Raw genomic sequence first — 13,243 nt, forward strand, 5'->3', positions numbered from 1 at the left:
GACCGGACCGACCAGGACCCGACCGGACCGGACCGACCAGAACCGGAGGACCGGCGGCGACCGAACCCGGCCGACGCCGGACCTACGCGTCCGGCAGCAGGTCCGGCCGGACGCGCCGCGTCCGCTCCACCTGCTGCTCGTGCCGCCACGCTCCGACGCGGGCGTGGTGCCCGCTGAGCAGGACCTCCGGCACGTCGAGACCACGCCAGGACGCCGGCTTCGTGTACGACGGGTACTCCAGGAGGCCGTCCTCGTGGGATTCCTCGACGAGCGACTCGGGGTTGCCGACGACCCCGGGGACGAGTCGACCGACCGCCTCGATCATCGCCATGGCGGCGACCTCGCCCCCGTTCAGCACGTAGTCGCCCAGCGAGAGCTCGACGACCGAGCAACGTGACGCCGCCCACTCGAACACCCGCGCGTCGATGCCCTCGTACCGTCCGCACGCGAACACGAGGTGGGGCTCCAGCGCCAGCGACCGGGCGATGGGCTGCTTGAACGGGGTGCCCGCGGGCGTCGGGACGACGAGGGTGGACGAGCCGTCGGGCCGCAGGACGGACTCCAAGGCCTGTGCCCAGGGCTCCGGCTTCATGACCATGCCCGCTCCCCCGCCGTACGGGGTGTCATCGACGGTGCGGTGCCGGTCGGTCGTCCAGGAGCGGAGGTCGTGCACGTGCAGGTCGAGCAGTCCGTCCTGCCGGGCCTTGCCGAGCAACGAGACGTCGAGCACCGAGAAGAACTCCGGGAAGATCGTGACGATGTCGATGCGCACGATCAGTCCTCGGCGGCGGGCGGCGTGACCGTCTCGGGGCGCGAGGTGTCCTCCGGCTCCTCGAACAGCCCCGTGGGCGGTGTCACCGTGACGGTGCCGGCGGCGATGTCGACGGCGGGCACGATCGCCGAGACGAACGGCACGAGCACCTCGCCGCGTGACGGGGTGTCGACGGCCAGGAGGTCCTGTGCGGGCATGTGGTCGACCCGTGCGACGGTGCCGACCTCGACCCCGTCGCGGAGCACCTTCAGCCCGACGAGCTGGTGGTCGTACCAGGCATCGTCCTCGCCGGTCTCGGCGTCGGCGTCCTGCTCGACCCAGAGGATCGCTCGCGCGAGGGTCTCGGCGGCCGTCCGGTCCCCGACGCCCTCGAAGAAGGCGACCGGGTGGCCGTTGTACCAGCGGAGTTCCTCGAGCGCGATGGTCTTGCCGGCCCAGGGCGAGTCGTCCGGGACCTGGAGCGTGAAGACCGCTCCCGGCGTGAACCGACGATCCGGGTCGTCGGTGTAGAGCTCGAGCTTGATACCGCCCTTGAGCCCGTGCGCCTTCGTGATGCGACCCACCCGGAGCTGGGTCGTCTCCCTAGGAATCGGTGTCGACCACGTCGACACGCACCCGCTTGCCGTCGGCGAGAGCCGAGACCAGGGTGCGCAGCGCCTTCGCGGTCCGTCCGGCGCGACCGATCACGCGGCCGAGGTCCTCGGGGTGCACACGCACCTCGAGGACCTCGCCCCGCGCGGAGGTGGAACTGGCGACGCGCACGTCGTCAGGGTGATCGACGATCCCCTTGACGAGGTGCGTCAGCGCGGATTCGAGCAAGGAATTACGCCTCGGTCGTCTCGGCGGCGTCGTCGCTGGCGGCCTCGTCGACGGCGGGGGCCTCGGGGGCCTTCTTCTCCGACTTCGGCTTGAGGACCGGCTTCTTCGCCGAGTCGGCCACGAAGGCTTCCTTCGGCTGCGCGGTCTTCACGGTGGACTCGGTGTTGCCCTCGCCCTTGAACTTGCCCCAGTCGCCCGTGAGCTTGAGGAGGGCGGCGACCTGCTCGGTCGGCTGCGCGCCGACGCCGAGCCAGTACTGCGCACGGTCCGAGTTGATCTCGATGACCGAGGGCTCCTCGGTGGGGTGGTACTTGCCGATCTCCTCGATCACGCGACCGTCGCGCTTGGTGCGCGAGTCGGCGACGACGACACGGTAGTACGGCGCACGGATCTTCCCGAGACGCTTGAGACGGATCTTGACAGCCACAAATGCTCCTGTTGCGTGTTGTTGTGGTTGAACCGGGACCGCGGGCGTGGGGGCACACACGGTGGAAGCTCGATGAGAACGTGATCCGCTGGATAGAGGGTCGAGCGGACACGATTCGACCGTTCATTCTTGCAGGTTTCCGCTCGAGAAGCGAGTCGGGACGCGCCGTCAGGGTGCGAGTCGCCGGACCGCCTCGAGCGCCTCCGACGTCGCGCGGACCGCGTCCACGCTCCGGGCGTCGCGGGCGCCGCCCACGACGGCGTACGGCACGCCGGCCGCGCGGAGGCCCTCCTCGAGCCCACCCGGAGCCAGGCCACCCCGAGCCGAGTCACCCGCAGCGAGCCCGCCCGGCGCTGACCCGCCCGACTCCGACCCGCCCCGCTCGGCAACGACACCGGTCGCCCGCTCCTGTCCGGCACAGACGACGACGTGGTCCGCGGGGACGCCGCGCTCCTCACCGTGCTCGTCCCGGATCCAGAGCACGCCGGGCTCGATGCGGAGGTACTCCTGCACCCCGCCCACCATGTGCACGCCGGCGTCGCGGAGACGTCCGACCGCCACCCAGCGGGACGTGATGCCGATCCCCTGCCCGAACTTGCCCGAACGTCGCAGGACCGTGACGTCGCTTCCTGGGCGGAGCGCACGGGTCGCCGCCGGCAGCCGCTGCGGCACGTCGCCGACGACGGTCTCGGACACGTCGATGTCCCACCGGGCGGCGAACTCGCCCGCACGCCGGACCTCGTCCGGCGACTCGGTCAGGAAGGCCGCGGTGTCGACACCGATCCCGCCGCCACCGATGATCGCCACCGTGCCCGCGGGGACGCCCTCGCGCAGCGCCTGCTCGTACGAACGGACGTGGGGCAACGAGGCCCCCGGGATGTCGATCGCACGGGGGACGACCCCGGGTGCGAGCACCACCGCGTCGCTCCCGGTGAGGTCGGCGGCCGTCGCGGCCCGTCCGAGGTGGACGGTCGCACCACGTGCGGCGAGCTCGGCGCGCGCGGAGCGGACGGTCGCGGCGTAGTCCTCCTTGCCCGGCACGAGGGCGGCGAGGTCGAACTGGCCGCCGAGCCGGTCGGACGCCTCCCAGAGCGTGACCGTGTGACCACGGCGCGCGGCGTCGACCGCTGCCGCGAGCCCGGCCGGCCCGCCACCGACGACGTCGACCCGCTTCGGGGACGCCGTCGGGCGAGCGGGGAACGCGACCTCGCGCGCGGCCCGCGGGTTGACGAGGCACGAGACGGGCTGGCCGATGATCGAGCGGTCGAGGCAGGCCTGGTTGCAGCCGATGCAGGTGTTGACGAGGTCGAAGGCGCCGGCGAGCGACCGGTTCACGATGGCCGGGTCGGCCAGGAACGGCCGGGCGAGGGCGACGGCGTCGATGAGCCCGTCCTCGAGCACCGCCTCCCCGTCGCGGAGGTCCGTCATCCGGTTCGACGCGATGACCTTGACGTCCGGGTGGTCCGAGTCGCGGACGAGCGCGGCGATCCGTGACGCGTAGGACACCCAGGCACCGTGCGGCACGGCGGCCTGCACGGTCGGCGTCCTGGACTCGTGCCAGCCGATGCCGACCGAGATCCCGTCGACACCGAGCGGGAGCAGGTCGAGCACGAGCGCGTCGACGTCGTCCGGGGTCGACGAACCCGGCATGAGGTCGGCGCCGGACAGCCGGATGGTGACCGCCAGTTCGGGGACGGCGGCACGCACGGCACGCACGACCTCGACCGCGAAGCGCCGCCGACGCTCCGGCGAGCCGCCCCACTCGTCGTCGCGGAGGTTCGTCAGCGGGGACTGGAACTGGTTGATGAGGTAGCCCTCGGACGCCATGATCTCGACACCGTCGAAGCCGATGTCCCGGGCCGTGCGGGCCGCGTCGGCGAAGTCCTCGATCGTCCGCTCGACCTCGGCGCCGGTCAACTCGACCGGCACCACGCCGCGCGCCGCGGACCACGGCAGCGGCGACGGGGCGACGGCCCGCTGCGGCTCACCGTGCCGGTCGACCATGCCGCCCACCAACGCGTACCGGCCCGCGTGGAAGAGCTGCGCGAGGATCGTGCCGCCCTCCTGGTGCACCGCGTCGACGGCGACGCGGAAGCGTTCGTCCGCTCCCCCGACGCCGAAGACCGCGAAGTCCGGACCGCCGCGGGCCTCGTCGCTCACCGCGATGCCGCCCGTGATGATGCAGGCGGCACCCCCGGCGGCGCGTTCCCGGTAGAACGCCGCCATGCCTGCCCCGCCGTCGTCGTGCACCTCGAGCCCGGTGTGCATCGAACCCATCACCACCCGGTTGGGCAGGGTCAGGGGTCCGAGCGTCCACGGCGAGGAGACGACGGCGAGGTCGGGCATGGCGACGGTGCTCATGTGCCTACTCTGCCGGAGGCAGGACCGCGTCACGCAGCGGCGACGTCGTGTCGGCCCAGTACGGCGGCGCGATGACGGTCAGGCCGCCGTCCACCGACAGCGTCTGCCCGGTGATGTACGACGCCTTGTCGGAGAGCAGGAAGTCGACCGCGTCCGCCATGTCGTCGGCGGTGCCCGGACGCTGCAGCGGCAGCTTCTCGATGACGCTCTGCATCGGGGCCTGACCGGCGACCTTCGAGTAGAAGTACTCGAGCGAGTCGGTGTCGATGAGCCCGCCGTTCACCGCGTTGACGGTGATCTGCCGCGGGCCGAACTCGACGGCCATGTACTTCGTGTACGCCTCGCTCATGGCCTTCGCGGCGCCGAGCGCGGCGTACGTCGGGAACGCCCGCAGCGATCCGTACGAGGTCACGACGACGATGCGACCGCCGTTGTCCATGAGCTCGGCGGCACGCTGGGCTCCGAGGACGAACGAGCGGGCGTTCGTCGCGTAGCTGCGGTCGAGGTGGTGCAGCTTGAGTTCCTTCACCGGCTTGAACGCGCTCGCGGCGGCGTTCGCGACGAAGTAGTCCAGGCGACCGTACGTGTCGCGCACCAGGTCGAACAGCGCGTCGATCGACTCGGGCTGCTCGATGTCGACCTGCGCGGTGATCCCGTCGCCGCCGGCCGCCTTCACGTCGGCGAGCGACTCCTCGGCGAGGTCGGCGTTGCCCTTGTAGGTCACCACCACGGTGACGCCGCGCTGGCCGAGCTTCTGCGCGAGGAGGCGGCCGATGCCGCGCGAGGCACCCGTGATGAGCGCGATGGGAGCGTTGGTGGAGTCGGTCACTGCTGTCCTTTGCGTGCGTTGTGGCGGACGGGAGGCGCGGTGCGGGCCCGCGCCGCGCCTCCCATCCGGTGGGTGGGAGCGACTAGAAGCCGGCCTGGCCGGTCACGACGGCCCGGCCGACGACCAGCTTCTGGATCTCGTTCGTGCCCTCCTCGAAGCGCTGGGCGCGGGCGTCACGGTAGACGCGCTCGATCGCGTTGCGCTTCCAGTAGCCCTGACCGCCGTGCACCTGCAGGGCCTTGTCGGTCACGCGGGCCAGCATGTCGACGGCGACCATCTTCGAGGCGCTGGACAGCGTGCCGGCGTCCGGGCGGTCCTCCTCGTAGGCGCGGGCGGCCTCGAGCACGAGCGCCCGGGCCGCGGCGATGTCGGCGTAGTTCTCGGCCAGGTAGAACTGGATCGCCTGACGGGTGGCGAGCTTCTTGCCGAACGTCTCGCGGGTGTTGGCGTACTCCACGGCGAGCTCGTTGGCGCGCTCGGCGAGGCCGACGGCGCTCATCGCGACCGAGACGCGGCTCGGCAGGAGGAAGCCGCCGAGGGCGACCTCGAGGCCCTGCCCTTCCTCGCCCAGCCGGGCGGAGGCGGGGATCGGCGTCTCGGTGAAGCGGAGGATGGCGTGGTCGGTCCCGCGGATGCCCATGGTGTCCGAGTCGTCGATCACCTCGGCGCCCGGCAGGCCGCTGTTCGGCATGAGGAACGCGACCGTGCCCTCCTGCCCCGTGGTGCCCTCGAGACGAGCGGCGATGAGCCAGTAGTCGCACTTCACGCCGAAGGTGATGAGGTGCTTCTCGCCGTTCATCACGTAGGTGTCGCCCTCGCGCCGCACCGTGGTGCGGATGTCCGCGCCGGTGCCGGCGGTCGCCTCGGTCAGCGTGAACGCGACGAGCTTGTCGCCCGCCACGCTCGGCTTCACGACCTGCTCGATCTGCTCCGGCGTCGCGTACGGCTGCATCGCGCGCCAGGTGCCGTTGATGACGTGCACGAGCATGCGGATCGATGCGTGGGACCGCGAGACGATCTCCATGACCTCGAGGTAGCGGGAGAACGGGATGGCGCGGCCGCCGAGTTCCTCCGGCGCCGCGAGCGACAGCCAGCCCTTGTCCTTGAGTTCCTGGAAGAGCTCGGGCGCGACGTGGCCGGTGCGCTCGATCTCCTGGGCCCACTCCTCGCCGCGGCCACGGACCCACTCCGTGACCTCGGCCTTGAGCTGCTGGAAGGCGTTCTCGTCGAACGTCGTCATCTGCTTACTTCTCCTTCGTCGCGACGAGCGCGGCCGCCTGCTCCCGCAGGACGTTCTTCTGGACCTTGCCGACCGCGTTGCGCGGCAGTTCGGCGATGTACTCGAGTCGCTCGGGCCAGTAGTACTTGCTGACACCGGCGGCCTCGAGGTACTGCTGCATCGCACCGAAGGCGAGCGTCTCACCCTGGCGCGCCGACACGACGAAGGCGCACGCGCGCTCCCCGAGCCGGGCGTCCGGCATCGCGACGATCGCGACGTCGGTCACGAGCGGGTGCTGGTAGAGGAGGTTCTCGATCTCCACGACCGGGATCTTCTCGCCACCGCGGTTGATGACGTCCTTGACGCGACCGGTGATCGAGAGGAAGCCCTTCTCGGACACCTTCGCGAGGTCCCCGGTCCGGTACCAGCCGTCCTCGGTGAAGACGTCGTCCGTGAGGTCCGGGCGGTCGAGGTAGCCGTCGAACATCGTCGGCGAGAACAGCTCGAAGTTGCCCTCGGTGTCGGCCGGGAGCTCGTTGCCCTCGTCGTCGACGATGCGGATCGTGATGCCCGGGAGCGCCCGACCGTCGTGGCCGTACGCGTCCGCCGGGTCGTCGTCCGGGCTCGACAGGGCACCGAGGCAGGTCTCGCTCGTGCCGAAGGCGCCGAGGATCGCACTGCCGAGGACCGTGCTGGCCCGCTGTGCTAGGGCGCGCGGGACGGCCGCGCCGGTCGGCACGAAGATCCGCAGCGACTCCGGCGCGTCGGCACCGGCCTCGACGAGGTCGACGAGGTCGGTCAGGAACGGCGTCGCGCACTGCACGAACGTCGCCTTCGCGGCGCCGAACGCCTGCTCGAGGGCAACGGTGCCGTCCCACACGGGCTGGATGACCTGCGGGGCACCCAGCCGGAAGGCCAGGAGCATGCCGTACAGGAACCCGGTCTGGTGCGCCAGCGGCGAGGGGATGTAGATGCGGTCCTCGCTCGTCAGGCCGGACTGGGCGACGTGCATCGCGGTCGCGAGCCCCAGGGTGCGGTGCGGGTGCTGCACGCCCTTCGGCTCACCGGTGGTGCCGGAGGTGAAGAGCAGCTGGCAGACGTCGTCCGGGCCCGGCGCGTGCGACCGGATCTGGTCGACGTCCACCTGCACCGAGTCGAGGGCGGTGTCGAAGTACCGCCAGTTCCACTCGCTCGCCGCCACGCGCTCGGCGGCGTCGGCCGGCAGCGGCGGCTGGTTCGTCGGGCTGTCCGCCTGGCCGCGGGCCTCGGCGCGGAGCACGACGACGTGCTCGACCGAGAGCCGACGCTTCTGCGCCTTCGCCTCGTCGACGACGTCGAGGAGCTCCAGCGCCGGACGGCGCTTGCGGAAGACGTTCGGCAGGAACACGACACGGGCGCGGGACCGGGCGAGCGTCATGGTCGTCTCGCGGGGTCCGAACACCGGCATGATCGGCGTCGCGACGGCACCGATCTGGATCGCGCCGAGGGTGATCGACACGAACTCCCGCCAGTTCGGCAGCTGCATCGCCACGGACTCCCCCGTGCGGACGCCGAGTTCGAGGAGCAGCGCGGAGACCTTGTCGGCCTCGTCCTGCAGCTCGCGCCACGTCGTGTTCACGGGCTCCGGACCGCCGACCTCGATGACCGCGAGGCCGTCCGGGTCCTCCTCGGAGAGCCGGCGCACCTTCTCGCTGAGCACCAGCGGGTCGGCGTCGACACCGGCGAGCTCGGGCAGGCCGCTCGTCGTCGTCTCCTGCTCGTCGCCGAGGTCGGTGCTCTCCGCAGCGGCGGCCACGGCGTCGATCCGGTCGTCGCGCGCGGCTTCTGCGGCGGGCGCGTCACCGACCTCCATGTCGAGGCCGACGGAGTTCATCGCCTCGAGGAACGTCGGGTACGAGATCCGGTAGGCCCGCGGGTAGGTGAGCGACGACACGCCCTCGGCCTTCGACGCGGCGACCGCGAGCGACATGAGCACGCGGTGGTCGTTGAACGACGACATCGGTGATCCGTGCAGCTCGCCCGGTCCGACGCCCGTCACGCGGAGCTCGTCAGCGCCCTGCTCGGCGCGGCCGCCCATCCGGTTGAGCTGGAGCATCGCGGCCACGCGGTCGGACTCCTTCAGCCGGATGTGCGCGACGTTCCAGAGCCTCGTCGTGCCCTCGGCGAAGGTCGCCATCGTGGACAGGATCGGCAGCAGGTCCGGGATCGGTTGGCAGTCGATGTCGAGCGCGCGCAGCGGGGAGCCGTCGTGCTCGATGCGCACGAAGCCGGTCTCCTCGTCGATCCGCATCGGGACGCCCATGGCGCTGGCGAGGTCGAGGAACTCGCTCTCCGGGTGGTCGGTCTCGGCGGTCGTGAACGCCGTCATGCCACGCAGGAGCACGTTCGACTCGCGGATGCCGGCCGCGGCGATGCCGAACGCCGCCGAGCCGATGTCCGGCGGGATCACGTAGTCGTGCGGGGTGGCCGTCTGGTTCGCCGGGATCCGGTACTCGAGCCAGTCGTCGGACACCTCGACGGTGAGCCCGAACTGCCGCATCATGCGCACCGTCAGCTCGACGTAGGGCTGTTCGTTGAGCCGCCCACCCGTGATGTGGATGCGGGTCTCCTGCTCGGCGAACGGAGCCACGAGCAGCAGACCGGAGATCCACTGCGACAGGGTGCCGGCGATCTGCACGTCACCGCCGCGCGGGCGCTTCGGCTGGACCGTCACCGGCGGGCAGTCGTTCGTCGCCTCGAGCTCGATGCCCATCTGCGTCAGGGAGGTGAGCAGCGCCTTGATCGGGCGGCGCTGGAAGTACTTCATCCCCGAGAGCGTCATCGGCTTGTCCGCGAGCGACGCCAAGCCGGTCATGAAGTAGAGCGTCGTGCCGGACGAGCCCATGTTGAGGATGCCGTCCGCGCCGCGCGACCCGTGGTCGACGACGTCGGTGGCCTGGTAGCGCCCCCCGAGACCCGTGACGTGGTACTCGTTCCCGCGCCGCTTGACGTCGACGCCGAGGGCACGGAGCGTGCCGACGGTCCATTCGACCTGCCGGGTCGCGCTGATGCCGGAGACGATGCTCGTCCCCTCTGCCAGGGACGCGAGCACCAGCGCACGGTGCGCGTGGTACTTCGAGACCGGGATGTCGAGTTCTCCGACGAGCGGTGCGGACGTACCGCGCACGACCAGCTGCATGCGTACCTCTTCCGTGTTGAGCGTCTCTACGGTACGCCCGGTGTGCATCTACTGTGAATCGGACAGCCACGACCGGGGGCGGTGATCCTTGTGCGTGTCCGACAACCAGCCGGGCAGGATGTACAGCATGGACATCCGCTTCACCGAGTCCCGCCCGTCGACGATCGGCGTCGAGTGGGAGCTCCCCCTGGTCGACCGCGACACCGGTGACCTCAGTCCGCGGGCGCCCGCGGTCATCGCCGCGGTGCAGGAACGGCTGGGCGACCCGGACCGGGTGACCGAAGAGCTGCTGACGAACACGGTCGAGGTCGTCAGCAGCGTGCACTCCCGCGTCGGGGACGCCACGAGCGAGCTCTCCGGGGTGATCGGTGAGGTCATCGACGCCGCCGAACCGCTCGACGCGCAGGTGATGTGCTCCGGGACCCACCCGTTCGCGGTGTGGGACCAGCAGGAGATCACCCCGGACAGCGAGCACTACAACACCCTGATCGACCGGACCCGGTGGTGGGGACGGCAGATGCTCATCTGGGGCGTCCATGTCCACGTCGGCATCGACGACCGTGACAAGGCGCTCCCGATCCTCGGCGCGATGCTCGCCTACGTGCCGCACCTGCAGGCGTTCACCGCGTCGAGCCCGTTCTGGGCGGGCACCGACACCGGGTACGCGTCGAACCGCGCGCTCATGTTCCAGCAGCTGCCCACCGGCGGCCTCCCCCCGGCGCTGGGCGCGTGGGCGAACTTCGAGGAGGTCGTCGACGACCTCACGCGGACCGGCGTGATCGAGGGCGTCAAGGACCTGCGGTGGGACATCCGGCCGTCGCCCGGGTGGGGCACGCTCGAGAACCGCGTGTCCGACGGCATCTCCACGCTGCACGAGGTCGGTGCCGTCACCGCGCTCGTCCAGTGCCTCGTCACGACGATGTCCGACCGGCTCGACGCTGGCGAGACCCTCCCGACCATGCAGCCCTGGTTCGTCCGCGAGAACAAGTGGCGCGCGGCACGGTACGGCATGGAGGCCGAGATCATCACCAACGCGGCCGGGGACGAACGGCTCGTGACGGACGAGGTGCACGACCTCGTCGAGCGGCTCGACCCCGTCGCGGAGCGTCTCGGCTGCCAGGAGGAACTGCACCACCTCGACACGATGATCGCCGACGGCGCGTCGTACCAGCGGCAGCTGCGGGTCGCGCAGGAGAACGGCGGCGACCTGCGCGCGGTCGTCCGGCACCTGGTGACGGAGCTGCGCGAGTCGCTCTGAACGACGGCGAGACGGACGGGAGGCCCGTGGCGGATGCGCCACGGGCCTCCTGTCTGCTGATGGGTCGCGCTAGCGTCCCAGGAACTTCTGCAGGCTCGCCAGCTCTTCCTCGGTCGGCGCCTTGCCGCCCTTGGCGCCCCCGCCGAACCCGAAGCCCGAGCCCTTCGGCGTCTGCTGCTGCGGCTGCGCGGCCGCACCGGACGCGAGTGCCGCGCGCTTCGCGGGGTTGCCGACCTTCTTCTTCTTGCCACCGGCCGGCTGCTGCTTCTTCTTGCCACCGTGCATGCCCGGGATCGGACCCATGCCGGGCATCTGCGGCACACCGCCGCGCGCGACCGTCTTCATCATCTTCGCCGCCTGCTCGAAGCGGTTCACGAGGGCGTTGACCTCGGTCACCGTGGTGCCGGAGCCCTTCGCGATGCGGAGTCGGCGGGAGCCGTTGAGGAGCTTCGGGAGCTCGCGCTCCTGCTTCGTCATCGACTGGATGATCGCCTCGGTGCGGACGATCTCGCCCTCGTCGAAGTTGTCGAGTGCCTCGCGCATGCCCTTCGCGCCGGGGAGCATGCCGAGCATGCCCTTGATCGAACCGGCCTTCCGGAGCTGCTGCATCTGCTCGAGGAAGTCGTTGAGCGTGAACGAGTCGCTCGCGATCTTCTCGGCGACCTTGCGTGCTTCTTCCTCGTCGAACGCGGACTGCGCCTGTTCGATGAGCGAGAGGATGTCACCGAGGTCGAGGATGCGGCTCGCCATGCGGTCCGGGTGGAACGGCTCGAAGTCGTCGAGGCCTTCACCCGTGGAGGCGAACATGATCGGGCGGCCGGTCACGCTCGCGACCGACAGGGCGGCACCACCGCGGGCGTCGCCGTCGAGCTTCGACAGGACGACGCCGGTGAAGTCGACGCCTTCCTGGAAGGCACGAGCGGTCGCGACGGCGTCCTGACCGATCATCGCGTCGATGACGAACAGGACCTCGTCCGGGTCGACGGCCTTGCGGATGTTCGCGGCCTGCTTCATGAGCTCGGCGTCGACGCCGAGTCGGCCGGCGGTGTCCACGATCACGGTGTCGTACTGCTGGTCGACCGCGGCCTTGATCGCGTTCTTCGCGACCTTGACCGGGTCGCCGACGCCGTTGCCCGGCTCCGGCGCGAAGACGTGCACGCCGGCTTGTTCGCCGACGACCTGGAGCTGCTGCACCGCGTTCGGACGCTGGAGGTCCGCCGCGACGAGCATCGGGGTGTGGCCGTCCTTCTTGAGCCACTTGCCGAGCTTGCCGGCGAGCGTGGTCTTGCCCGCACCCTGCAGACCCGCCAGCATGATGACCGTCGGCGGCCGCTTCGCGAACTCGAGGCGGCGCTGCTGACCACCGAGGATGCCGACGAGCTCCTCGTTGACGATCTGGACGACCTGCTGCGCCGGGTTGAGCGCCTTGTTGACCTCGTCCGAGAGCGCACGCTCCCGCACCGAGGCGGTGAACGCCTTGACGACCTCGAGCGCGACGTCCGCGTCGAGCAGCGCCCGGCGGATCTCGCGGACGGTGCCGTCGACGTCGGACGGGGACAGACGACCCTTGCTCCGCAGGTTGCGGAAGGTCTCGGTCAGCCGATCGGAGAGTGAGCCGAATTGCGCCATGATCCGTCGATTCTACAAGGCCCACCGCTCGCCGTCGGTGACCGTTCACCGCAGGAGGACGGCCGGTGCCAGTTCGACGGTGCTCCCGAGCCCGATGTCGAGCACGACGGGAGCGGTGGAGGGAGTCCGGTCGAGGGTCGGGAACCACATGCGCCCGGGCGACACGAGGATGAGCAGTCCGTCGACGTCACCGACGGGCGCGAACTCCGCGGCGGGTGCGTCGGCGTACGGCTCGAGTCCGTGGCGACGGAGGAGCTCGACGGCGCCCAGGACGTCGGGCACGGCGATGCCGACCTCGCTGACGGACACGAGCCCGGGAGCGACGTCGGGGGCGACGGCGCCCGGACCAGGACCGAGGTCCCGCCGCTCGATGAGTTCGAGGAGCTGCTCGTCCGGGCCCTCGAAGTAGACCGACCGCGAGTTCCAGCCGGGCGGTCCCTCGAACTCGTCGACGTCGGCGCTCCCCAGGAGGGTGGCCACGGTGCCGACCCAGGCCTTGGCTGCGGCGAACGTGCCGGTCGGGATCGTGAACGCGAGGTGGTGGGCGCCGGTCATCTCCTCGAGCGCGCGGAACACCAGTCGTGTCGACCCGACGGTCACGCTGGCGGTCTCCCGGTCGATGGTGACCTCGCAGCCGAGCCGTGTGTAGAACCTCGCGGTCTCGTCGATCGAACGTGTCGTGAGCTGGACCTGTCGGATGTGCATGGCCCCATCTGAGCGTCTCAACCGCACTTGAGGTCAAGACCGGTCC

At 70.8% G+C, this 13,243-nt stretch carries 11 protein-coding genes; 1 reads left to right on the plus strand and 10 read right to left on the minus strand.

Annotated elements, in window-relative coordinates:
* Positions 1-82 precede the first annotated feature (82 nt).
* The 8 genes from trmD to aroA form a co-directional block, all read right to left on the minus strand.
* A complete protein-coding gene (gene trmD / locus ACTJKO_RS14100; RefSeq protein ID WP_440689764.1) occupies positions 83-772 on the minus strand; it encodes a tRNA (guanosine(37)-N1)-methyltransferase TrmD in 690 nt (229 codons plus the stop codon).
* Positions 773-774: 2 nt separating this feature from the next.
* Complete coding sequence (rimM, locus tag ACTJKO_RS14105) at positions 775-1,335, minus strand: ribosome maturation factor RimM (RefSeq protein ID WP_440689766.1); 561 nt, start codon at positions 1,333-1,335, stop codon at positions 775-777.
* A 19-nt stretch (positions 1,336-1,354) separates the two neighbouring features.
* Positions 1,355-1,591, minus strand: a complete 237-nt coding sequence (locus ACTJKO_RS14110) for an RNA-binding protein (protein WP_022902329.1) — start codon at positions 1,589-1,591, stop codon at positions 1,355-1,357.
* Positions 1,592-1,595: 4 nt separating this feature from the next.
* Positions 1,596-2,018, minus strand: coding sequence for a 30S ribosomal protein S16 (gene rpsP / locus ACTJKO_RS14115; RefSeq protein WP_440689768.1), 423 nt, complete (start codon positions 2,016-2,018; stop codon positions 1,596-1,598).
* Positions 2,019-2,186: 168 nt separating this feature from the next.
* The gene (locus ACTJKO_RS14120; protein ID WP_440689770.1) at positions 2,187-4,379 is read right to left on the minus strand and encodes an oxidoreductase; all 2,193 of its coding nucleotides are present in this window, start codon (positions 4,377-4,379) and stop codon (positions 2,187-2,189) included.
* 4 nt (positions 4,380-4,383) lie between these two features.
* Positions 4,384-5,208: an SDR family oxidoreductase gene (locus tag ACTJKO_RS14125; protein ID WP_440689772.1), complete on the minus strand. Its 825-nt coding sequence runs from the start codon at positions 5,206-5,208 to the stop codon at positions 4,384-4,386.
* An 82-nt stretch (positions 5,209-5,290) separates the two neighbouring features.
* Positions 5,291-6,448, minus strand: coding sequence for an acyl-CoA dehydrogenase family protein (locus ACTJKO_RS14130; protein WP_440689774.1), 1,158 nt, complete (start codon positions 6,446-6,448; stop codon positions 5,291-5,293).
* A gap of 4 nt (positions 6,449-6,452) precedes the next feature.
* On the minus strand, positions 6,453-9,605 hold the full coding sequence (gene aroA / locus ACTJKO_RS14135) for a 3-phosphoshikimate 1-carboxyvinyltransferase (protein WP_440689776.1): 3,153 nt from the start codon (positions 9,603-9,605) through the stop codon (positions 6,453-6,455).
* 118 nt (positions 9,606-9,723) lie between these two features.
* Here aroA and ACTJKO_RS14140 point away from each other — a divergent pair, with 118 nt between their 5' ends.
* Entirely contained in the window at positions 9,724-10,863 is a 1,140-nt protein-coding gene (locus ACTJKO_RS14140; RefSeq protein ID WP_440689855.1) for a glutamate--cysteine ligase, read from the plus strand.
* Positions 10,864-10,932: 69 nt separating this feature from the next.
* On the opposite strand, the gene ffh is transcribed toward ACTJKO_RS14140, so the two are convergent.
* Both ffh and ACTJKO_RS14150 read right to left on the minus strand, forming a co-directional pair.
* Entirely contained in the window at positions 10,933-12,492 is a 1,560-nt protein-coding gene (gene ffh, locus ACTJKO_RS14145) for a signal recognition particle protein (RefSeq protein ID WP_440689778.1), read from the minus strand.
* A gap of 45 nt (positions 12,493-12,537) precedes the next feature.
* Positions 12,538-13,197 (minus strand): VOC family protein, encoded by a 660-nt coding sequence (locus ACTJKO_RS14150; RefSeq protein WP_440689780.1) that lies wholly within the window; start codon positions 13,195-13,197, stop codon positions 12,538-12,540.
* Between the last annotated feature and the right edge of the window lie 46 nt (positions 13,198-13,243).

The sequence above is a fragment of the Curtobacterium sp. 22159 genome, from assembly GCF_052045775.1.
Lineage (GTDB): Bacteria > Actinomycetota > Actinomycetes > Actinomycetales > Microbacteriaceae > Curtobacterium.

What these genes read in the sequence shown, in the direction of transcription:
- ACTJKO_RS14120 (WP_440689770.1), bottom strand. Translation starts at nt 4,379, where the DNA reads ATGAGCACCGTCGCCATGCCCGACCTCGCCGTCGTCTCCTCGCCGTGG.
- ACTJKO_RS14130 (WP_440689774.1), bottom strand. Translation starts at nt 6,448, where the DNA reads ATGACGACGTTCGACGAGAACGCCTTCCAGCAGCTCAAGGCCGAGGTC.
- aroA (WP_440689776.1), bottom strand. Translation starts at nt 9,605, where the DNA reads ATGCAGCTGGTCGTGCGCGGTACGTCCGCACCGCTCGTCGGAGAACTC.
- ACTJKO_RS14140 (WP_440689855.1), top strand. Translation starts at nt 9,724, where the DNA reads ATGTACAGCATGGACATCCGCTTCACCGAGTCCCGCCCGTCGACGATC.
- ffh (WP_440689778.1), bottom strand. Translation starts at nt 12,492, where the DNA reads ATGGCGCAATTCGGCTCACTCTCCGATCGGCTGACCGAGACCTTCCGC.
- ACTJKO_RS14150 (WP_440689780.1), bottom strand. Translation starts at nt 13,197, where the DNA reads ATGCACATCCGACAGGTCCAGCTCACGACACGTTCGATCGACGAGACC.